The sequence below is a fragment of the Bradyrhizobium sp. 613_E4_N2_2 genome (assembly GCF_052075995.1).
Lineage (GTDB): Bacteria > Pseudomonadota > Alphaproteobacteria > Rhizobiales > Xanthobacteraceae > Bradyrhizobium > Bradyrhizobium barranii.
Genome location: NZ_CP197234.1, coordinates 3,524,970 through 3,546,585, shown reverse-complemented (window position 1 = coordinate 3,546,585; position 21,616 = coordinate 3,524,970). Strand labels below are relative to the sequence as shown.

At 63.4% G+C, this 21,616-nt stretch carries 13 protein-coding genes and 1 tRNA gene; 2 read left to right on the top strand and 12 right to left on the bottom strand.

Annotation, left to right across the window (positions count from 1 at the left end):
- Window positions 1-506 precede the first annotated feature (506 nt).
- Complete coding sequence (locus AB7290_RS16790) at window positions 507-1,760, top strand: FAD-dependent oxidoreductase (RefSeq protein ID WP_085405456.1); 1,254 nt, start codon at window positions 507-509, stop codon at window positions 1,758-1,760.
- Here the strand turns inward: AB7290_RS16790 and AB7290_RS16785 are convergent.
- From AB7290_RS16785 to AB7290_RS16730, 12 genes are all read right to left on the bottom strand, one after another.
- Window positions 1,673-3,724: an ABC transporter ATP-binding protein gene (locus AB7290_RS16785; RefSeq protein WP_441253481.1), complete on the bottom strand. Its 2,052-nt coding sequence runs from the start codon at window positions 3,722-3,724 to the stop codon at window positions 1,673-1,675. The two genes, AB7290_RS16790 and AB7290_RS16785, sit on opposite strands and share 88 nt — an antisense overlap.
- 132 nt (window positions 3,725-3,856) lie before the next feature.
- Window positions 3,857-5,920 (bottom strand): FAD-dependent oxidoreductase, encoded by a 2,064-nt coding sequence (locus AB7290_RS16780; RefSeq protein ID WP_085405454.1) that lies wholly within the window; start codon window positions 5,918-5,920, stop codon window positions 3,857-3,859.
- A gap of 192 nt (window positions 5,921-6,112) precedes the next feature.
- On the bottom strand, window positions 6,113-10,309 hold the full coding sequence (gene rpoC / locus AB7290_RS16775; protein WP_071912831.1) for a DNA-directed RNA polymerase subunit beta': 4,197 nt from the start codon (window positions 10,307-10,309) through the stop codon (window positions 6,113-6,115).
- A gap of 129 nt (window positions 10,310-10,438) precedes the next feature.
- Window positions 10,439-14,557 (bottom strand): DNA-directed RNA polymerase subunit beta, encoded by a 4,119-nt coding sequence (gene rpoB, locus AB7290_RS16770; RefSeq protein WP_085405453.1) that lies wholly within the window; start codon window positions 14,555-14,557, stop codon window positions 10,439-10,441.
- Window positions 14,558-15,040: 483 nt separating this feature from the next.
- Window positions 15,041-15,418 (bottom strand): 50S ribosomal protein L7/L12, encoded by a 378-nt coding sequence (gene rplL, locus AB7290_RS16765; protein WP_063982571.1) that lies wholly within the window; start codon window positions 15,416-15,418, stop codon window positions 15,041-15,043.
- A gap of 54 nt (window positions 15,419-15,472) precedes the next feature.
- Entirely contained in the window at window positions 15,473-15,991 is a 519-nt protein-coding gene (gene rplJ / locus AB7290_RS16760; RefSeq protein ID WP_063986291.1) for a 50S ribosomal protein L10, read from the bottom strand.
- A gap of 584 nt (window positions 15,992-16,575) precedes the next feature.
- Window positions 16,576-17,529: a 2-hydroxyacid dehydrogenase gene (locus tag AB7290_RS16755; protein ID WP_085405451.1), complete on the bottom strand. Its 954-nt coding sequence runs from the start codon at window positions 17,527-17,529 to the stop codon at window positions 16,576-16,578.
- A 106-nt stretch (window positions 17,530-17,635) separates the two neighbouring features.
- Entirely contained in the window at window positions 17,636-18,328 is a 693-nt protein-coding gene (gene rplA, locus AB7290_RS16750; RefSeq protein WP_014494487.1) for a 50S ribosomal protein L1, read from the bottom strand.
- 6 nt (window positions 18,329-18,334) lie between these two features.
- On the bottom strand, window positions 18,335-18,763 hold the full coding sequence (rplK, locus tag AB7290_RS16745; RefSeq protein ID WP_006611824.1) for a 50S ribosomal protein L11: 429 nt from the start codon (window positions 18,761-18,763) through the stop codon (window positions 18,335-18,337).
- A gap of 131 nt (window positions 18,764-18,894) precedes the next feature.
- Window positions 18,895-19,452 (bottom strand): transcription termination/antitermination protein NusG, encoded by a 558-nt coding sequence (nusG, locus tag AB7290_RS16740; protein ID WP_063982569.1) that lies wholly within the window; start codon window positions 19,450-19,452, stop codon window positions 18,895-18,897.
- On the bottom strand, window positions 19,452-19,643 hold the full coding sequence (gene secE / locus AB7290_RS16735; protein ID WP_007611620.1) for a preprotein translocase subunit SecE: 192 nt from the start codon (window positions 19,641-19,643) through the stop codon (window positions 19,452-19,454). The genes nusG and secE overlap by 1 nt, the downstream gene beginning before the upstream one ends.
- Before the next feature lie 345 nt (window positions 19,644-19,988).
- Window positions 19,989-20,064 (bottom strand) — tRNA-Trp (locus AB7290_RS16730).
- A 152-nt stretch (window positions 20,065-20,216) separates the two neighbouring features.
- Here AB7290_RS16730 and AB7290_RS16725 point away from each other — a divergent pair.
- Complete coding sequence (locus tag AB7290_RS16725) at window positions 20,217-21,440, top strand: serine hydrolase domain-containing protein (RefSeq protein ID WP_085405406.1); 1,224 nt, start codon at window positions 20,217-20,219, stop codon at window positions 21,438-21,440.
- Window positions 21,441-21,616: the final 176 nt, after the last annotated feature.

The following is a 21,616-nucleotide window of genomic DNA, read 5'->3' as shown; positions in this document are numbered from 1 at the left end:
ACGCCACAGAGGACCGCAGTTTCAGGCCAATCAGCATAAAGCTGCGGCCCGCGCACCGAGGTCATGCATCCGAATTCGATCTCAAGAGAACGAGCTCAAGAGACCTAAAATCGCACTGGCATTGCCTAGCTATGATCGACAGCGTTTGAGCGGCATTCGTCGAGGTTGGTGCCCGTCTTAGCGATCCCTGAGGATCAGATCCCTGGAGATCAACGGGTGGCCCGTTCCGACGCTGGCGATGCTCACCGCCTGTCGTTAAGTGAGGCGCTTTCTATAAGTGAGAGTCGGCCAAGTCAAGGTGAAACGACAGTCAGAAAACGCTTCTGCCACCTGACGAAATCGCTGTTTGCCCGCACTCGCCGCGCCTGCTGGATATGGGGACCGGACATCTGTTCCGCCAGCCCAAAAGCAATTTATATCCGGGCAAAATGTACTTTTATAACCCTTGCTAAGGCTTTTTTTCCTGTTGATGCGTCAATCTGCCGCCTGCGGCAGAGATTTGCACCATGCGGTACACCGACATTGCCATTATCGGCGGGGGATTGTCCGGCTCGACCGCCGCCGCAATGCTCGGCCGCGTCGGCATTTCGACGGTACTGATCGACCCGCATGAGAGCTATCCGGCGGACTTTCGAGTCGAAAAACTCAGTGGTCACGTCCAGGTCGAGCGATTCCTGAAGACCGGAATCGGAGAATCGGTGCTGCGCCGCGCGACTTTTGCCGGCGAAAACCGGATCGCCCGATTCGGCCGGTTGCTCGACAGGGCGCCGAGTCGGCAGTTCAACATCCTCTACGATTCGCTCGTCAACGCCGTCCGCGACGAGATCCCTGCTGGCGTCGAGCGCATCTGTGCAAAGGCGGTCTCGCTCGAGACGAGCCCGGAGCGGCAAAAGATCACGCTCTCCAATGAGGAGACGATCTCGGCCCGACTCGTCGTGCTCGCCAACGGCCTGAACGTCGGCCTGCGCCACCAGCTCGGCATCGCGCGAAAAATCATCAGCGCCTGCCATTCGATCTCGATCGGGTTCGACGTGGTGCCGGCGGGGCGGAATTCGTTCGACTTCCCGGCGCTGACCTATTTCTCGGAACGGCCGAGCGACCGAATCCCCTACATCACGCTGTTTCCGACCGGTCCGCGGATGCGCGCCAATCTGTTCGTCTATCGCGGCGTCGACGACCCATGGCTGCGCGAATTGCGCCGCGCGCCAGCCGAGACGCTGAACGCCACCCTGCCCCGGCTCAAGCGGATCACCGGCGCCTTCGACATCGCCGGCGAGATCAAGATCCGTCCGGTCGACCTCTATGTGAACGACGCAAGCGGCCAGCCCGGCCTCGTGCTGGTGGGCGATGCGTTCTCGACCTCCTGCCCCGCCGCCGGCACCGGCTGTGACAAGGTCTTCACCGACGTCGAGCGGCTCTGCAACGTCCATATCCCGGAGTGGCTCGCCTCCGACGGGATGGACGGGGCCAAGATCGCCACCTTCTACGCCGATCCGGTCAAGCGGGCCTGCGACGAATGGTCGGCGGCGAAGGCGTTCGAGTTCCGCTCCGTCTCGACCGCGACGAGTCCCTACTGGACCGCGCAGCGCTGGGCGCGCTTCATCGCTTGGTCAGTTCAAGGCTTGCTGCGGCCGCTCGGAGGAGCAATTCATCTGGAGCCGAACTTCCTCGGTCACGCCTCCTCCTCGTCCTCGTCCTCATCATCCTCGTCGAGGTCGTCTTCATCCTCGTCGTCATCGTCGCTGTCGTCATCGGCCTGAGCCACGGCGCCATGCGGCTGGTGGATCTGGTCGTTCCACAGCTTACGATAGGTGCCGTTCCTGGCGAGCAGCTCGGCATGCGAGCCGCGCTCGATCGCCCTGCCCCCTGAGATCACGATGATCTCGTCCATCTCGACCACGGAGGTCAGGCGATGGGTCGACCAGATCATGGTGCGCCCCTTCGCGACCTTCAGCAGCGTACGGTTGATCGCGGCCTCGGTGGTCTGGTCGAGCGCCGAGGTGGCTTCGTCCAGCAGCAGCACGGAAGGGTTACGGATGACCGCGCGCGCGATCGCGATGCGCTGGCGCTGGCCGCCCGACAGCGTATCGCCGCGCTCGCCTACCGGCGTGTCGTAGCGCTGCGGCAGGCTCATGATGTAGCGGTGGATCTCGGCCTTCTTGGCGGCGTCCTCCACCTCCTCGTCGGTCGCGCCTTCCTTGCCGAGCCGGATGTTCTCGCGAATCGACATGTTGAACAGCATGTTCTCCTGGAACACCACCGCCATGCTCCGGCGCAGCGAATCCAGCGTCACCTTGCGGACGTCGACGCCGTCGATGGCGACGCGCCCCTCGTTGGGCACGTACAGCCGCAGGATCAAATTGAGCAGCGTGCTCTTGCCGGAACCCGAGGGGCCGACGATGGCGATGCGCTTGCCGGCGTTGAGCTTGAGGCTGAGATTGTCCAGCACCGGCGTCTGGCTGCCTTCGTACTGGAACGTCACGTGGTCGAAGGTGATGTCGTTGGTGATGCGCGGCAGATCGGGCGCGCCCGGACGATCGGCGCCGCGCGTCGGCTCGTCCAGCAGCTCCTGCATGTGGCGGATCGCGGCGGCCGAGGAGATCGACACCGGGATGAAGTGCATCACGTGGGCGATGTTGTAGGACACCTCCCAGAACGCGCTCTCGAAGGTGACGAAGGTGCCGATGGTGATCTGGCCCTTGGTCGCCAGATAGGCACCGATCGCGAGCACGACGAGGTGTAGCAGCAGCACCGAAATGGTGACCGTCCGCTCCACCATGGTCGACAGGAACGCAGCGGAAGCGATCTTGCGGCGGGTCTCGTCGTTGCGGAAGCTGAAGAAGCCGAACATCTTGCGTTGCAGGCTGAACGCCTTGATCACGGCCTGCGCGGCCACGTTCTCCTGCACCATGCCGAGCAGCGCGCTCTCGTTCTGCTTCTGCTCGTAATTGGCCTGCACCGCCTTCGGGGTGAGGATGCGCGGCCCGATCAGCGTGATCGGGAACACCAGCAGCGCGACCGCGGCGAGCTGCCAGTTCAGGAACAACATCAGGATGATGCCGGCGATCAATTCCAGGAACGGCAGCGCTGCACTGTTGGCGAAGGTCTTGACCGAGCCCTCGAAGGCCGAAAGGTCGACGGAAAAGCGCGACAGGATCTCGCCGCGCTTGGTGCGGCCGAAATAGGCCGCCGGCAGGTCCTGGACATGTTCGAACAGGCGCTTGCGGACGTCGGAGATGATGCAGGCAGCCAGCCTGGCGTCCCAGCGCTCGTACCAGACCGCCACGATCGAGGTGAAGATGCCGGCGACCGCGAGCACGCCGAGGATCTTGTAGAGCGCCTGGAAATCCTCCTCGCCGAGCGCGTCGTCGATCAGGTACTTCAGGCTGAGCGGCATGATGACGTTGAACAGCGTCTCGACGCAGACGCCGAACGCCACGAATGACAGCATCCGCTTGTAGTTGGACAGGAACGGCTTGACGAAACCCAGGATGGTCGCGAGCGCGCCTGCGGCCTCGCGCGCGGTAAAGACGACGAGTTCCTCGTCCTCATCGTCGTCGTCGAGCTCCAGCTCGTCTTCCTCCTCGTCTTCGTCGTCCTCGTCGTCTTCGTCGTCTTCGTCGTCTTCGAGGTCCGGCTTGACTGGGACAAGCTTGTCGTCGAGCTCGGCCGCCTCTTCCGTGGCGAGTTTCTGTTTGTCGGGCGGGAGGGGCTTGGACGCCATGAAACCAACCGATGCTGACGGCCGGCATGACCGCGGAGAAAGCAGGAAATAGCGGCAACCGCTATCGCACCGATTCTATGCGATCATGACGAATTCGGCAAAGCAATTGGCTACGCCGGTCCGATCCTGTCTCTAGTCGTCGTCCTCACCCTCGACCTTGTCGAAGAAGGAATAACGCAGGCTGTCGGCGTCGGCGTACCACTGGCCCGGGCCCTTGTTGGCGGCAAGCGTCGCCTCCCAGAGCGCATCGGTGCAGTCCTTGCGGTGCATCGACAGGTCGAAGCCGTTGCCGAAGAACAGCTCGGACCATTCCCACCAGGTGCCGAGCTTCTTGACGCCGCGCAGCAGGTCGTAGCGGTCGATCACCACCGAAGCCATGTCCGAGGTGATCGAGCCGAACACGAGGCCGGTCTTGACCACGCGGTTCAGTTCGCGGATCGCGCGGACCACCTGCTTCGGGGAAACATGGCAGAGGCTGGTCTCGAACACGAAGTCGAAGGCGCCATCCTTGAACGGCATGTCGGTGATCGAGCCGAGCTTGTTGTACTTCTTCAGCGCCTTCGGCGTCCTGGCGTGGATGGCGCGGTTGTTCTCGATGCCGAAGGCATCGATGCCGCGATCGCGCAGCGCGCCCACCAGTTCGCCGCTGGCCGAGCCCGCGACCAGCAGCTTGGCGCCCTTGGCCTTGCCCCAGACGATGCCGATCAGCTTGGTGAGATAATCGGGATCGGTGAAGTGGCGCCAAGCTTCGCTGTAGGGACCGAGGCCGCGATAGTTCTCGAAATAGTCGCGGTCGATCTTGTCCGAGACCGGCTCGCCCTCCTCCTGTCCGCGCTCGCGGCGCAGGCGCATCATCTCGGTCAGGATGATGTCGGTCGCCGCGTCCGAGGAGTCGAGCAGACCGTTCAGCGTGGAGTCGAACAGATAATCGCCGACCACCACGATGCCGGGATGCTCCTTCGGCTCCGGCCGGTGATTGGTCATGACGTCGCGCACGGGCAGACCGCCGGGGATGGCGTTCACCGACGACAGCCAGCGGTGGATCTTGCCTTCCACGAAATGCGAACGCGCATCGCCGAGCGAGGCGGGCAGCGATTTCAGTGCGGCGTCGATCAGCTCCTGATCCGACAAATTGGCGAAGGCCAGCGCGTCGGAGCCGGGAATCAGCCAGTTCAGCACGCCGTGCTTGCCGACGTCATGACGCGCGCCCTCGTTGTAGACGCAGCAGCCGCCGAAGGCTTCCGACATGAACCAGGCGCCGGAAATCTTCTCGCCCCAGAACGGTGTGTCGAACAGGATCGAGACGCGCAGATAGTGCGCGGGACGATCGAAATACGAGACGTGCTTGACCATCGACTTGCGGAGCTGCTCGCCTTCCCAGCCCATCGTCGCGAGCCACGAATGCGGCAGGCAGACCAGCACGAGGTCGAAGTCGCGCGTCTCCGGCCCCTTGCCGTTCATCATCTTGAGCTGGTAGCGGCCGGTCGGCGCCTTGCCGACGGTGAGCACGCGGTGATTGAGCTGGACGTCGGCGTTGACCTCCGACTGCAGGCACTCGATCAGCTGCTCGTTGCCGTTCTGGATGGAATAGAGGCCGATATAGCCGTCGACGTCCATCAGGTAGTTCTTGAGCGCGTTGAGCCCGTTGGTGTTGTGGCTTTCGGTCGCGATGTCGGAGCGCGCCATCACCTTGAAGAAACGCTTTGCGGTTTCGTCCTCGACCTCCTCGTCGAGCACCTGCTCGGCGGTCTTGTAGGCCCAGGGATTCTCGTTGTCGTGCGCGCCGACGCCCTCGTAATATTCGATCGGCGTCATCGCCTCGGCGCAGCGGTTCCGGAACGCCTCGATCGCAGCCGCAGTCTTGGCGCCGTATTTGCGGCGCATGCCTGCGACGTCGTTGAGGAGCTCGCCGCCGAACTGCACCTGCTCGGCGTCCATCGGAATGGTCTGAAGTCCGAAATGCTGGATCAGCTCGCGCAGCGGATCGGGACCGGTCATCGAGTAGTCGTAGATCTCGGCAACGCCGGCCTCGTACATCGCCGGCGCGGAATCGAATTTGCGCGTGACGATCTTGCCGCCGAGCCGGTCGGAGGCCTCGTAGATGGTGATGCGGCAGAGGTCGCCGAGCTTACGCTTCAAGTACCAGGCGCTCATCAGCCCGCCGGGGCCGCCGCCTACGATTGCGAGATCAAGCATATGAGTTCCGTGGTCTCCGGCCCTGCCCCCGTCACGGGACCACCGGTCTAACTTCCCTTAGCAGAAGCGCTTTTGCGCCTGAAGGAAAGATGAACAAAGGTTGATCCTGCACCGCAACAGGCAAACAAAGCAGCAAAAAGGCCGGCTTGCGCCGGCCTTTTCATTGTCCTCGGTATTCCTACGGATGAACGATTATTCCGCAGGAGGCAGCGCAGGAAGCTCCGCTTCCGGCGCGGGCGACACGACGGCCGCCTGCTTCTCGCGCTCGTCCAGGATCAGCTTGTCGCGCTTCATCGCGACTTCGCGGATCTTGGCCATGGAGGCGCCGGTGCCCGCCGGGATCAGCCGGCCGACGATGACGTTCTCCTTGAGGCCCTCGAGCGGATCGACCTTGCCGTTGACCGCCGCTTCCGTGAGGACGCGGGTGGTCTCCTGGAACGAGGCCGCCGAGAAGAAGGAGCGGGTCTGAAGGCTCGCCTTGGTGATGCCGAGCAGAACCGGCGTTCCCGTAGCGATCTTCTTGCCCTCTTCCTTCGCCTTCTCGTTGAGCGCGTCGAACTCGATCTTGTCGACCTGCTCGCCGGAGATCATGTCCGTGTCGCCCTGGTCGGTGACTTCCACCTTCTGGAGCATCTGACGGACGATCACCTCGATGTGCTTGTCGTTGATGAGCACGCCCTGGAGCCGGTAGACCTCCTGGATCTCGTTGACCAGATAGGCCGCGAGTTCCTCGATGCCCTTGACCGCCAGGATGTCGTGCGGCGCCGGGTTGCCTTCGACGATGAAGTCGCCCTTTTCGACGACGTCGCCGTCCTGAAGGTGGATGTGCTTGCCCTTCGGGATCAGGTACTCGCGTGCCTCGTCGGTCTTGTCCATCGGCTCGATCGAGATGCGACGCTTGTTCTTGTAGTCGCGTCCGAACCGGATGGTGCCCGAGATTTCGGCGATGATCGCCGCATCCTTCGGACGCCGTGCCTCGAACAGTTCCGCCACCCGCGGCAGACCGCCGGTGATGTCACGCGTCTTGGCGCTTTCGGTCGAGACACGGGCGAGGATGTCGCCCGTATTGACCTTGGCTCCGACGTCGACCGAGAGAATGGCATCGACCGACAGCATGTAGCGGGCATCGCCGCCACGGGCGAGCTTGAGCACCTTGCCGTCCTTGCCCTTGACCACGATGGCCGGACGGAGGTCCGCGCCGCCGCGGGTCGAGCGCCAGTCGATGACCACGCGCTTGGCGATGCCGGTGGCCTCGTCGAGCGTTTCCGAGATCGACTGCCCCTCGACCAGATCCTCGAAGCCGATGGTACCTTCGACTTCGGTGAGCAGCGGACGAGTGTAGGGATCCCACTCGACGATGCGCTGGCCGCGCTTGACGGTGTCGCCCTCGTCGACGTGCAGGCGCGAACCGTACTGGATACGGTGCGTCGCACGCTCGGTGCCGTCGGCATCGACGATCGCGATCACCATGTTGCGGACCATCGCGACCAGGTGACCTTCGCTGTTGCGGGCGATGGCCTTGTTCCGGATCACGATCTTGCCGTCGAAGTTGGATTCGACGAACGACTGCTCGTTGAGCTGCGCCGCACCACCGATGTGGAAGGTGCGCATGGTCAGCTGGGTGCCGGGCTCGCCGATCGACTGCGCCGCGATGACGCCGACGGCTTCACCGTGGTTGACCGGCGTGCCGCGGGCGAGGTCGCGGCCGTAGCACATGCCGCAGATGCCGTTGACGAGCTCGCAGGTCAGTGCCGAGCGGATCTTCACCTCCTGCACGCCACCCTGGTGGATGGCATCCAGATGGCTTTCTTCCATCAGCGTACCGCGCTTGATGATCACCTTGCCCGAGCTGTCACGCACGTCTTCGCAGGCCGTACGGCCGAGGATGCGCGAGCCGAGCGAGGCAACCACGGTGCCGGCATCGACGATGGCGCGCATCTTGATGCCGAGCTTGGTGCCGCAGTCGTTCTGCGTGATGATGCAGTCCTGCGCCACGTCGACGAGACGACGGGTCAGGTAGCCCGAGTTCGCGGTCTTCAACGCGGTGTCCGCGAGGCCCTTACGGGCGCCGTGGGTCGAGTTGAAGTACTCGAGCACCGAGAGACCTTCCTTGAAGTTCGAGATGATCGGCGTCTCGATGATCTCACCCGACGGCTTGGCCATCAGGCCGCGCATGCCGGCGAGCTGGCGCATCTGGGCCGGCGAACCGCGGGCACCGGAGTGAGCCATCATGTAGATCGAGTTGATGTCGGCATCCGCCCCGCTCGCCGTCTTCTTGGTCGAGGAGATCTCCTTCATCATCGCCTTGGCGATTTCTTCCGTGGCCTTCGACCAGGCGTCGACGACCTTGTTGTACTTCTCGCCATGGGTGATCAGACCGTCGTTGTACTGCTGCTCGAAATCCTTCGCCAGCGTACGGGTGGTGTCGACGATCTTCCACTTGGAGTGCGGCACGACCATGTCGTCCTTGCCGAACGAGATGCCGGCCTTGAACGCGTTGTAGAAGCCGAGCGCCATGATGCGGTCGCAGAAGATCACAGTCTCCTTCTGGCCGCAGTGACGGTAGACCTGGTCGATCACGCCCGAGATTTCGCGCTTGGTCATCAGCTTGTTGATGATCTCGTACGAAATCCGCGGGTTCTTCGGCAGCAGATTGCCGAGCATGACGCGGCCCGCGGTGGTCTCGATCCAGCGCGTCGAGACCTTGCCGGTCTCGTCCATGCCCTGCCACCGATACTTGATCTTGGTGTGGAGGTGGATGACCTTCGCGTGCAGCGCGTGCTCGAGCTCGGCCATGTCGCCGAAGATCTTGCCCTCGCCGGGCAGGCCTTCACGCATGATCGAGACGTAGTAGAGACCGAGCACGATGTCCTGCGACGGCACGATGATCGGCTGGCCGTTCGCCGGATGCAGGATGTTGTTGGTCGACATCATCAGGACGCGCGCTTCCAGCTGCGCCTCGAGCGACAGCGGAACGTGCACGGCCATCTGGTCGCCGTCGAAGTCGGCGTTGAACGCGGCGCAGACCAGCGGATGCAGCTGGATCGCCTTGCCCTCGATCAGCACGGGCTCGAACGCCTGAATGCCGAGACGATGCAGCGTCGGTGCGCGGTTGAGCAGCACCGGATGCTCGCGGATGACCTCGTCCAGGATGTCCCAGACCTCGGGCCGCTCCTTCTCGACCAGCTTCTTCGCCTGCTTCACGGTGGTGGACAGGCCCTTGGCGTCAAGCCGCGAGTAGATGAACGGCTTGAACAGCTCGAGCGCCATCTTCTTCGGCAGGCCGCACTGATGCAGGCGCAGTTCGGGACCGACCACGATCACCGAACGGCCCGAATAGTCGACGCGCTTGCCGAGCAGGTTCTGACGGAAGCGGCCCTGCTTGCCCTTGAGCATGTCGGCGAGCGACTTCAGCGGGCGCTTGTTGGCACCCGTGATGACGCGGCCGCGGCGGCCGTTGTCGAACAGCGCATCGACCGCTTCCTGAAGCATGCGCTTCTCGTTGCGGATGATGATGTCCGGCGCACGCAGCTCCATCAGCCGCTTCAAGCGGTTGTTGCGGTTGATGACGCGGCGGTAGAGGTCGTTGAGGTCCGAGGTCGCGAAGCGGCCGCCGTCGAGCGGCACCAGCGGACGCAGGTCCGGCGGAATCACCGGAACCACGGTCATGATCATCCATTCCGGCTTGTTGCCGGAGTGGCGGAACGCTTCCACGATCTTCAGGCGCTTGGCGAGCTTCTTGTGCTTGATGTCGGAGTCGGTCTCCTGCATCTCGAGGCGCAAGGTGGCTTCGAGCTTCTCGAGGTCCATGCCCTTGAGCAGCTCGCGGATCGCTTCCGCGCCGATCATGGCGGTGAAGGAATCCTGGCCGTACTCGTCCTGCGCCTTCAGATACTCGTCTTCCGACAAGAGCTGACGGTCCTTGAGCGCGGTGAGGCCCGGCTCGAGCACGACGTAATATTCGAAGTAGAGGATCCGCTCGAGATCCTTCAGCGTCATGTCCAGCAGAAGGCCGATGCGCGAGGGCAGCGACTTCAGGAACCAGATGTGGGCGACGGGGGCTGCGAGCTCGATATGGCCCATGCGCTCGCGCCGGACGCGCGACAGCGTGACCTCGACCGAGCACTTCTCGCAGATGATGCCCTTGTACTTCATGCGCTTGTACTTGCCGCACAAGCACTCGTAGTCCTTGATCGGCCCGAAGATGCGGGCGCAGAACAGGCCGTCGCGCTCGGGCTTGAAGGTACGGTAGTTGATGGTCTCCGGCTTCTTGATCTCGCCGTAGGACCAGGACAGAATCTTCTCAGGAGACGCGATCGAAATCCGGATCTGGTCGAAGACCTGAGCCGGAGTCGTCGGGTTGAAGAGATTCATAATTTCTTGGTTCATCGTCTTCTCCTCGCGTGCCGGTCGCCTACGGCCGCAAATTCGAAAATCACTCAATCGGGGCGCCCTGCCCTCAAGGCCTCGGGAGGGGCGCCGATGCCCGGCCGTGAAGGCCGGGCATGAAAGGTCGTATTACTCGGCTGCTTCCGACGTCGGCGCCGGTCCCACCTTGGAGTTGTGCAGGTCGACGTTGAGGCCGAGCGAGCGCATTTCCTTGACCAGCACGTTGAACGATTCCGGAATACCGGCCTCGAACGTGTCGTCGCCGCGGACGATCGCCTCGTACACCTTGGTACGGCCGGCGACGTCGTCCGACTTCACCGTCAGCATCTCCTGGAGCGTGTACGCCGCGCCGTAAGCCTCGAGCGCCCACACCTCCATTTCGCCGAAGCGCTGGCCACCGAACTGCGCCTTGCCGCCCAGCGGCTGCTGGGTAACGAGCGAGTACGGACCGATCGAACGCGCGTGGATCTTGTCGTCCACGAGATGGTGCAGCTTGAGCATGTAGATGTAGCCCACCGTCACCTTGCGATCGAAGGCATCGCCGGTACGGCCGTCATAGACGGTCGACTGACCCGAAGCGTCGAGACCGGCAAGCTTCAGCATCTCCTCGATGTCGGCTTCCTTGGCGCCGTCGAACACCGGCGTCGCGATCGGCACGCCGCGGCTCAGATTGTGGCCGAGCTCGATCAACTCGTTGTCGTTGAGCGACTTGATCGTCTCGTCCTCGCCGTAGACCTTCTTCAAGGTTTCCTTCAGCGGCTTGATGTCCTGCTTCGACAGATAGGCATCGACCGTCTGGCCGATACGCTTGCCGAGGCCGGCGCAAGCCCAGCCGAGATGGGTCTCGAGGATCTGTCCGACGTTCATGCGCGAGGGCACGCCGAGCGGATTGAGCACGATGTCGGCATGCGTACCGTCTTCGAGGAACGGCATGTCCTCGATCGGCACGATCTTCGACACCACGCCCTTGTTGCCGTGGCGGCCGGCCATCTTGTCGCCGGGCTGGATCTTGCGCTTCACCGCGACGAAGACCTTGACCATCTTCATCACGCCGGGCGGCAATTCGTCACCGCGCTGAAGCTTCTCGACCTTGTCGAGGAAGCGCTGTTCCAGCCCCTTCTTCGACTCGTCGTACTGCTTCCGCATGGCCTCGATCTCGGCCATCAGCTTGTCGTTCGGCGACGCGAACAGCCACCACTGCGACTTCGGGTACTCCTCGAGCACCGCACGGGTGATCTTGGTGTCCTTCTTGAAGCCCTTCGGGCCCGCAATGCCCTGCCGTCCCTCGAGGAGCTCGGCAAGACGGTTGTAGACGTTGCGGTCCAGGATCGCCTGCTCGTCGTCACGGTCCTTGGCCAGACGCTCGATCTCTTCCCGCTCGATCGCCAGCGCACGCTCGTCCTTGTCGACGCCGTGACGGTTGAACACGCGCACTTCCACGATCGTGCCCTGCACGCCCGGAGGAACGCGCAGCGAGGTGTCGCGAACGTCGGAGGCCTTTTCGCCGAAGATGGCGCGCAGAAGCTTTTCTTCCGGCGTCATCGGGCTTTCGCCCTTCGGCGTGATCTTGCCGACCAGGATGTCGCCGGCGCGCACTTCCGCGCCGATGTAGACGATACCGGCTTCGTCGAGGTTCTTCAGCGCTTCTTCCGAGACGTTCGGAATGTCGCGGGTGATTTCCTCAGGCCCGAGCTTGGTGTCGCGGGCCATCACCTCGAACTCCTCGATGTGGATCGAGGTGAAGACGTCTTCCTTCACGATCCGCTCGGAGAGCAGGATCGAGTCTTCGAAGTTGTAGCCGTTCCACGGCATGAACGCGACCAGCACGTTGCGGCCAAGCGCGAGCTCACCGAGATCGGTCGACGGACCGTCGGCGATGATGTCGCCCTTCTTGACGATGTCGCCGACCTTCACCAGCGGACGCTGGTTGATGCAGGTCGACTGGTTGGAGCGCTGGTACTTCATCAGACGGTAGATATCGACGCCCGACTTGGTCGGATCGAGATCTTCCGTGGCGCGGATGACGACGCGGGTCGCGTCGATCTGGTCGATCACGCCCGAACGGCGCGCCGCGATCGCGGCACCCGAGTCACGCGCAACCACGCCTTCCATGCCAGTGCCGACGAACGGCGCCTCGGCGCGAACCAGCGGCACCGCCTGGCGCTGCATGTTCGAGCCCATCAGCGCGCGGTTGGCGTCGTCGTTCTCGAGGAACGGGATCAGCGCCGCGGCGACCGAAACGAGCTGCTTCGGCGACACGTCCATGTAGTCGACCTTGTCCGGCGTCACCGGCAAGACTTCGCCGGCGTGACGGCAGACCACGAGATCCTCGGTGAAGCGGCCCTTCGGGTCGAGCGGCACGTTGGCCTGCGCGACCGTGTAGCGGCCCTCTTCCATCGCCGAGAGGTACACGACCTCGTCGGTGACGCGACCGTCCTTGACCTTGCGGTACGGCGTCTCGACGAAGCCGTACTTGTTCACGCGCGCGAAGGTCGCGAGCGAGTTGATCAGGCCGATGTTCGGACCTTCCGGCGTCTCGATCGGGCAGATGCGGCCGTAATGCGTCGGATGCACGTCGCGCACCTCGAAGCCGGCGCGCTCGCGGGTCAGACCGCCCGGTCCAAGCGCCGAGAGGCGGCGCTTGTGGGTGATCTCCGACAGCGGGTTGGTCTGGTCCATGAACTGCGAGAGCTGCGAGGAGCCGAAGAACTCGCGCACGGCGGCAGCCGCCGGCTTCGCGTTGATCAGGTCCTGCGGCATGACCGTGTCGATGTCGACCGAGGACATGCGCTCCTTGATCGCGCGCTCCATGCGCAGCAGGCCGATGCGGTACTGGTTCTCCATGAGCTCGCCGACCGAGCGCACGCGGCGGTTGCCGAGATGGTCGATGTCGTCGATCTCGCCCTTGCCGTCGCGCAAATCCACCAGCGTCTTGATGACGGAGAGGATGTCTTCCTTACGCAGCGTACGCTGGGTGTCGGGCGCATCGAGGTCGAGGCGCATGTTCATCTTGACGCGGCCGACCGCGGACAGGTCGTAGCGCTCGGCGTCGAAGAACAGCGACTGGAACATCGCCTGCGCCGAATCCAGCGTCGGCGGCTCGCCCGGACGCATCACGCGGTAGATGTCGAACAGCGCGTCCTCACGCGTCATGTTCTTGTCGGCCGAGAGCGTGTTGCGGATGTAGGCGCCGACATTGACGTGGTCGATGTCGAGCAGCGGCAGTTCCTTGTAGCCCTGCTCGTTGAGGGCCTTCATCGACTTGTCGGTGATCTCTTCACCGGCTTCCGCGTGGATCTCGCCCGTCTTCGGGTTGACGAGGTCCTCGGCGAGATAGTTGCCGACGAGCTCCTCATCGGACAGCCGCAGCGCCTTCAGGCCCTTCTCCTGCATCTGACGCGCACCGCGCACCGTGAGCTTCTTGCCGGCCTCGAGCACGACCTTGCCGGTGTCGGCGTCGATCAGGTCGTTGATGGTCGAGTAGCCGCGGAAACGGTTGGCGTCGAACGGAACGCGCCAGCCTTCCTTGGTCCGCTTGTAGAGAATCTTCTTGTAGAACGTGGACAGGATCGCCTCGCCGTCGAGGCCAAGCGCGAACATCAGCGACGTCACCGGAATCTTGCGGCGACGGTCGATACGCGCATAGACGATGTCCTTGGCGTCGAACTCGATGTCGAGCCAGGAGCCGCGATACGGGATGACGCGGGCGGCGAACAGCAGCTTGCCCGACGAATGGGTCTTGCCCTTGTCGTGGTCGAAGAACACGCCGGGCGAACGGTGCATCTGCGAGACGATGACGCGCTCGGTGCCGTTGACGATGAAGGTGCCGTTCATCGTCATGAGCGGGATGTCGCCCATGTAGACGTCCTGCTCCTTGATGTCCTTCACCGACTTCGCGCCGGTTTCCTCGTCGATATCGAACACGATGAGGCGCAGCGTCACCTTGAGGGGGGCCGCGAAGGTCATGCCGCGCTGGCGGCACTCGTCGACGTCGTATTTCGGCTGCTCGAACTCGTAGCGGACGAATTCCAGCATCGAGGTGCCCGAGAAGTCGGAGATCGGGAACACCGAGCGGAACACCGCCTGCAGGCCCTCGTCGAGACGCCCGCCCACGGGTTCGTCGACCATCAGGAACTGGTCATAGGACGCCTTCTGAACCTCGATGAGGTTCGGCATCTCGGCGACTTCCTTGATGTGTCCGAAGAACTTGCGAACGCGTTTGCGACCGGTGAATGTCTGCTGCGCCATCGTGGCCTCTCATTTCGTCGCCCGCTCCGGGCGCGCCGTCCAGGACGCGGTTGCCACCGCTCCCCGGGTTGAATTTTTCGAACCCGCTTTGGGGACCAAAAATCCAGATTCAGACCGTCATGTCCTGAATCTGTTCTTCAGACCTTCAAAACGCAAAACGACGCGCGGGGCGCATAGGCACGCCCGCCCGTCACAACGATTGTCTTCACGGACTGCAAAAGCCCGAAATAGCCTGCTCTCCCAACGGCTTACAGGGAATCCGGCATCCCTGCCCACCGCGCTTTCGTGCTGTCGAACCGATATGGGACGACAATAGTCGAGATTCGAGGGGTTAACCTTCAAATCCCAACACTTTTTCGTGTTCGGCCTGCGTCGGGATGTTCCGTCGCACGCCTTTTGCATATTGCCCACCCCTTAGATGGGTGGTCCGAGACCCCGGGCTTCGCTGATGCTCGCCCGGGATCTCGCGCCAGTAAGCGTTGCTTACTTGAGCTCGACCTTCGCGCCAGCCTTCTCGAGCTGGACCTTGAGCTTCTCGGCCTCGTCCTTGTTCACGCCTTCCTTGACAGGCTTCGGCGCGCCCTCGACGAGATCCTTTGCTTCCTTCAGGCCCAGGCCGGTGATGGCGCGGACTTCCTTGATGACCTCGATCTTCTTCTCGCCGGCGGCGGCGAGAACGACCGTGAACTCGGTCTTCTCTTCGGCCGGAGCGGCGGCAGCGCCACCACCAGCCGGGCCGGCCACGGCGACAGCCGCGGCAGCCGAAACGCCCCACTTCTCTTCGAGGAGCTTCGCGAGTTCGGCAGCTTCGAGCACGGTGAGGCTCGAGAGGTCGTCAACGATCTTCTGCAAGTCAGCCATTGTTCAGTTTCCTTGAGTGTAAGTCTGGTTCGGGTTTGAGTTTTGCGAAGGGCGTCAGGCCGCTTCGCCCTTTGAGGCATGAGCCTGGATGACGCGCGCGAGCTTGCCCGCGGGCGCATTGGCGAGCTGAGCGATCTTGGTCGCCGGGGCCACAAGAAGGCCGACGATCTTGGCGCGCAGTTCATCAAGCGACGGCAGCGAGGCAAGTGCCTTCACGCTGTCGACATTCAGGACGGTCTTTCCCATCGAGCCGCCAATGATGACGAACTTTTCGTTCGTCTTGGCGAATTCGACGGCGACCTTCGGCGCCGCTACCGGATCGTTCGAAGTGGCGATCACGGTCGGTCCCTTCAGCATGGGGCCGATGGCAACGACGTCAGTGCCTTCAAGAGCAATTTTGGCGAGACGGTTCTTCGAGACCTTCACCGAGGCGCCAGCCTGCTTCATCTGCATACGCAGCTTCTGCATCTGGGCAACGGTCAGGCCGGAATATTGAGCAACGACCGCGACGCTCGTGGTCTTGAAGACCCCATTGAGCTGTTCGACCGCTTCCTTTTTTGCCGCTCGTTCCACAGCAAGCTCTTTCCGGTTGGCGGTCATCGCGAGAAGCGGGACCGCCGGGTTGCACCCATCGCCCCACCCAAAACCTGAACCTCGGGGCCAAAACCCCTAGGACACGCGCCGGGCGAGACGACAATTCAAAGCCTGCCCTCCGGGAGCCCTTAAGGCCCACGGCGTGTCGAGGTCCGAACCAGACCCGTTTCGCAAGCCAGCCGTTAAAGCTGGGCGCGAAGTGAAATCCGGTCTTCACCCGTCTATGCAGGCCATGCGATTAAGCCGTTGAGAAATCGAAATTTCCCGCGGGCGCCTGCAGTCTTGGACAGGACGAGGTCAGCCGGCGAACCGCCCGACCCCTGCCCGCACTCCACCAACCGACGGGTTTTCCTTCCTTTTCGGGCAAATCCTCACGGACGTCCTGAAAAGGAATGATCTCCTGTCTTGTCGGGTTTTCGGAATGCGTGCACGAACGCGCCAGCCGAGGCCGGCACGTCCGGAAGCGGTTCTTTAACCGCTCGGAGCCCGCTTGCCAAGAGCAAAATTCACACCAGTTCCAATCCGTTGCCGGCCGGGCTTGAGGCGGCCCGACAAGGGCCGATTCAGGCCGATTTGACCCCATATGGCAGCGGTTTGCCCGCGAAGAACTCCGTCAGGTTCGCTAGCACGCAGTTCTGCATGGCGACGTGCGATTCGAGGGTGTGGCCGCCGATATGCGGGGCGAACACGACGTTGGGGAGCGCCGTCAGCGCGTCGGGGGCGTGCGGTTCCTTCTCGAAGACGTCGAGGCCGGCGCCGGCGATCGTCCTGTCGGTCAGGGCCGCAACCAGGGCCTTCTCGTCGATCACTGAGCCGCGGGAGATGTTGACGACATAGCCGTGCTCCCCGAGTCGCCCGAGGATATCGGCGTTGACGACGTGCTGGGTCTCGGCCCCTGCCCGGACCGCGATCATCAGCACGCTGCACCAGTCGGCCAGCGCCTCCAGCGTCGGGAAATATTGATAGGGCAGATCGTATTTGCTGCGGCTGAAATAGCCGACCTCGCTCTCGAAGGCGGCGCAGCGCGCCGCGATCTTGCGGCCGATCTCGCCCATGCCGTAGACGCCGATACGGCGGCCGGGCATGCCGGCCTGCGGGCGCATCATCGGCGACTGCTTTGACGACGCCCAATCGCCGCTGCGGACATATTGGTCGGCAACCAGGATCCGCCGCGTCGTTGCCAGCATCAGGGTCATCGCGATGTCGGCAACCGAGGCGGCATTGGCGCCGGGGCTGTGGCCGACCGCGATGTTGCGGGCGGCAGCCGCCTTGAGGTCGACGCCGTCATAGCCGGTTCCGTAGCAGACGATGGCGCCGAGTTTTGGAAACAGGTCCATCGCCTCTGCGCCGAGCGGCGAGCCGCCGGCCGTCAGCATCGCGCGGATGCCGCTGAGCTCCGCCACCGGAAACACATCACGAGCTGGCTTGCCGCCGGTGTCGAGCAGCTCGAACCGCTCGGCGAAGCGCGCCATCATCGTCTTGGGGAAGCGCGAATAGATCAGGACCTTGTCAGCCATTGTTCTTGTTTCCAGTAAACGCCGCCACAAACGACGAAGGGCGGAATCGGTTGCCCAATTCCGCCCCTCGCCTCATGCAATTTCCAAACCTCAGCCGAGGCAAGCCTTAACCGAGAATGGTGCCCGGCTCGACCTTCACGCCGGGGCCCATCGTCGAGGACACCGCAACGCGCTGGATGTAGGTGCCCTTGGAGCCAGCCGGCTTCGCCTTCGAGACAGCATCGGCCAGGGCCTTGATGTTCTCGACCAGCTTCTCCTCGGAGAACGAGGCCTTGCCGACGCCGGCCTGCAAAATGCCGGCCTTCTCGACGCGGAACTCGACCGAGCCGCCCTTGGCCCCCTTCACCGCACCGGTGACGTCCATGGTCACGGTGCCGATCTTCGGGTTCGGCATCAGGCCGCGCGGGCCGAGCACCTTACCGAGACGGCCGACCAGCGGCATCATGTCGGGGGTGGCGATGCAGCGGTCGAAATCGATCGAGCCGTTCTGCACCTTCTCGACCAGGTCTTCTGCGCCGACGACGTCGGCGCCAGCAGCCTTGGCTTCGTCAGCCTTGGCACCGCGGGCGAACACGCCGACGCGGAGCGTACGGCCGGTGCCGTTCGGCAGGGTAACCACGCCGCGGACCATCTGGTCGGCGTGACGCGGATCAACGCCGAGATTGATCGCGACCTCGATGGTCTCGTCGAACTTCGCCTTGGCGCGTTCCTTGACCATCTTGATGGCGTCCGCGAGCGGGTAAAGCTTTTCGCGGTCAACACCTTCGCGGGCTTTGTTCAAACGCTTTCCGATTGCCATGACCGCTTACCCCGCCACTTCCAGACCCATCGAACGGGCAGAGCCCTCGACCATCTTCATGGCCGACTCGATGGAATCGCAATTGAGATCCTTCATCTTCTTCTCGGCGATCTCGCGCACCTGCGCCTTGGTCACCTTGCCGGCCTTGTCGCGGCCCGGCGCCTTCGAGCCGGACTGGATCTTGGCGGCCTGCTTGAGGAAGAAGGACATCGGGGGCGTCTTCATCTCGAACGTGAACGAACGATCGGCGTAGATCGTGATCACGACGGGAATCGGGGTGTTCTTCTCTTCCTTCTGGGTCTGGGCGTTGAACGCCTTGCAGAACTCCATGATGTTGAGACCGCGCTGACCAAGCGCGGGACCGATCGGGGGCGAAGGATTCGCCGCACCGGCCGGGACCTGAAGCTTCAGGTATCCGGTCACTTTCTTTGCCATGTATCACTCCTGTTGTGCCGGCAGGGCCAGCGGTTTCAGGTTCGTGGTCTGGGTCGGATGCGGCTGGCAACCGCCCTCTCCCTCCCACGGCCTCTTGCTAGCGTGAGACCGAAGCCTCACGCCTCAATCGATCAGACCTTCTCGACCTGACCGAATTCCAGTTCGACCGGCGTGGCGCGGCCGAAGATCGACACCGCGACCTTCACGCGCGAGCGCGCCTCGTCGATTTCCTCGACCACACCCGAGAACGAGGCGAACGGGCCATCGGCCACGCGCACGTTCTCGCCAATCTCGAACGACACCGACGCCTTCGGCCGTTCCACGCCCTCCTGCACCTGGTGCAGGATGCGCATGGCCTCGGCTTCCGAGATCGGCATCGGCTTGTTCTCGGCGCCGAGGAAGCCCGTGACCTTCGGGGTGTTCTTGATCAGATGAAACGCCTCGTCGGTCAGCTTCATCTTCACCAGCACGTAGCCCGGGAAGAACTTGCGCTCGGCGTCGATCTTGCGGCCGCGGCGCACTTCCGTGACCTTCTCGGTCGGAACCAGCACCAGCTCGAACAGCTCTTCGAGCCCGCGCTGCTTGGCCTGCTCGCGGATCGATTCGGCGACCTTCTTCTCGAAGTTCGAGTAGGCGTGGACGATGTACCAGCGCTTGTCGGTCGATTGGGTTGCAGCGGCTGTTGCCATCAGTGAATGCCCAAAAGGAAGGTGATGAGGTAACGGATGATCTGGTCGGCGGCGAAGAAGAATATCGAGGCCACGGCGACCATCACGAACACCATGATGGTGGTGATCGTGGTCTCACGACGGGTCGGCCAGGTGACCTTGGCGGTCTCCGAGCGCACTTCCTGCAAAAACTTGAACGGGCTGACTGCCATCGTTTGATGTCCAACGTCCGTCGACAGACGCGAATGAATTTCAGGGATCCGAACAGCCGCCGTTGGCCCAGCCCTCTGTCTCGAAGGATGAGCCGGGAAACCGGGCTCGATTGTTCGGGGATTTCAAAGCCGCGCCGGAAATCCGCGTTTAACGGGCCGGCTGCGAGTGCGGGGTAGATACTGCGGATGAGGCCAAAGGTCAAGGTGTGGGCTGGCCGGGACACGCGCGGCCGAGGCCAGCGGACCCGATCCGGATCAAGGGCTTACCCGGTCCGCATGATCCACGGTCCGAGCTTGTCGGCCCGTCGCCGTCCTGCCTGTCGATTCTGATTGTCTGGGATTAGCTGGCAGGAGTGGCAGGGCTCGAACCTGCGACCCCCGGTTTTGGAGACCGGTGCTCTACCAATTGAGCTACACTCCTACGGACCCTCGCGTCGCCACGCGGATCAGGGGCGCTTTCAAGCACAGGGGACGGCTCGTTTGCAAGGGTGAAGCGCGCTGGCTTCGCTTGTTTGTGCCGCGCCTTCTGGGCCACAGTTCATTCCCGATAATAATGTGCCCCCGGGAGTGAACATGACTGCCACAGCCGCCGCCCAAGCCGCCACCACGCCGAAAACCCCGCCTTTGCCCGAGGCCAGGCCGGAAACGCTGGGTCTGTCGCGCCCTCGCCTCCAGGCGATGTCGGACGCCTTCAAACGCGAGATCGACAAGGGAACCATTCCCGGGGTGACCGTGCTGGTCGCCCGGCGCGGCCAGGTCGGCTGGTTCGAGGCGCTCGGCAAGCAGAGCCCGGTGGGGGCCGCGCCGATGGCGCTTGATTCGATCTTCCGGATCTTCTCGATGACCAAGCCGATCGTGTCGGTCGGCATCATGGCGCTGGTCGAGGATGGCCACCTCCTGCTCGCCGATCCCGTCGCCAAGTTCATTCCGGAGTTCGCGGACCAGAAGGTCGGCGTGGTCAGCGGCGGCAAGCTGGAACTGGTTCCGCCCCGGCGGCCGATGACGGTGCAGGACCTGCTCCGCCACACCTCTGGTCTCACTTATGAGCACCAGGGCGACGGCCCCGTGCACAAGCTCTACCAGGAGTCCCGCGTCCGCAGCCGCAAGATCACCAATGCCGAGCATGCCGCGCTGGTGGCAAGCTTCCCGCTGGTCTGCCATCCCGGCGACCAGTTCAACTACAGCCGCTCCACCGACATCCTCGGCCACATCATCGAGGTCGTCAGCGGCAAATCGCTCGGCGCCCTCCTCACTGAGCGCATCCTCGCGCCGTTGCAGATGACTGAAACCGCCTTCTCCACCAGCGAAGCCAATGCCGGCCGGCTCGCTCAGCCGTTCGAAGCCGATCCCTGGACCGGCGACAAGGTCGCGCTGTTCAACATGCTCGAGCAGCCGGTGATGGAGTCCGGCGGCGGCGGCCTGGTCTCGACCACGATGGACTATGCCCGCTTCGCGCTGATGCTGCGCAACGGCGGCACGCTCGACGGCAACAGGATCATCGGCCGCAAGACGCTGGAGCTGATGGCATCCGATCACCTTGGGCCGCACGTTGTGACCAACGGCACGCTGCTGTCGCCGGGCCACGGCTTCGGCCTCGGCTTCGCCGTGCGCCGCGAGGCCGGCATCGCGCCGTTCCCCGGCAGCGTCGGCCAGTATTTCTGGAGCGGCATTGCAGGGACGTTCTTCTGGATCGACTCGAAGGAGGATCTGTTCACGGTGTTCATGAGCCAGGGCCCGGGGCAGCGCGACCACACGCGGACGTTGGTGCGGGATCTGGTTTACGCGGCGGTGGACTGACGCGGCGACGGTTAGATGCGGCGCTGCATCTCCGCACTCACCGTCATGCCCCGCGACCCGGCTACGCCAAGGCTTCGCCGGGGCTCAGGTCCAGGGCCGCCGAAGCTTTAGCGTAGGCGGCAAGCGGGGCATCCAGTACGCCGCGGCGGATGTGGTGAAAGCGAGCTCTCTAACGC

Bases quoted from the DNA above. Each gene is read 5' to 3' on its own strand.
- rplA (WP_014494487.1), bottom strand. From the start codon at position 18,328: ATGGCAATCGGAAAGCGTTTGAACAAAGCCCGCGAAGGTGTTGACCGC.
- AB7290_RS16755 (WP_085405451.1), bottom strand. From the start codon at position 17,529: ATGGCTGACAAGGTCCTGATCTATTCGCGCTTCCCCAAGACGATGATG.
- rplK (WP_006611824.1), bottom strand. From the start codon at position 18,763: ATGGCAAAGAAAGTGACCGGATACCTGAAGCTTCAGGTCCCGGCCGGT.
- AB7290_RS16785 (WP_441253481.1), bottom strand. From the start codon at position 3,724: ATGGCGTCCAAGCCCCTCCCGCCCGACAAACAGAAACTCGCCACGGAA.
- nusG (WP_063982569.1), bottom strand. From the start codon at position 19,452: ATGGCAACAGCCGCTGCAACCCAATCGACCGACAAGCGCTGGTACATC.
- rplL (WP_063982571.1), bottom strand. From the start codon at position 15,418: ATGGCTGACTTGCAGAAGATCGTTGACGACCTCTCGAGCCTCACCGTG.
- AB7290_RS16725 (WP_085405406.1), top strand. From the start codon at position 20,217: ATGACTGCCACAGCCGCCGCCCAAGCCGCCACCACGCCGAAAACCCCG.
- AB7290_RS16790 (WP_085405456.1), top strand. From the start codon at position 507: ATGCGGTACACCGACATTGCCATTATCGGCGGGGGATTGTCCGGCTCG.
- AB7290_RS16780 (WP_085405454.1), bottom strand. From the start codon at position 5,920: ATGCTTGATCTCGCAATCGTAGGCGGCGGCCCCGGCGGGCTGATGAGC.
- rpoB (WP_085405453.1), bottom strand. From the start codon at position 14,557: ATGGCGCAGCAGACATTCACCGGTCGCAAACGCGTTCGCAAGTTCTTC.
- rpoC (WP_071912831.1), bottom strand. From the start codon at position 10,309: ATGAACCAAGAAATTATGAATCTCTTCAACCCGACGACTCCGGCTCAG.
- secE (WP_007611620.1), bottom strand. From the start codon at position 19,643: ATGGCAGTCAGCCCGTTCAAGTTTTTGCAGGAAGTGCGCTCGGAGACC.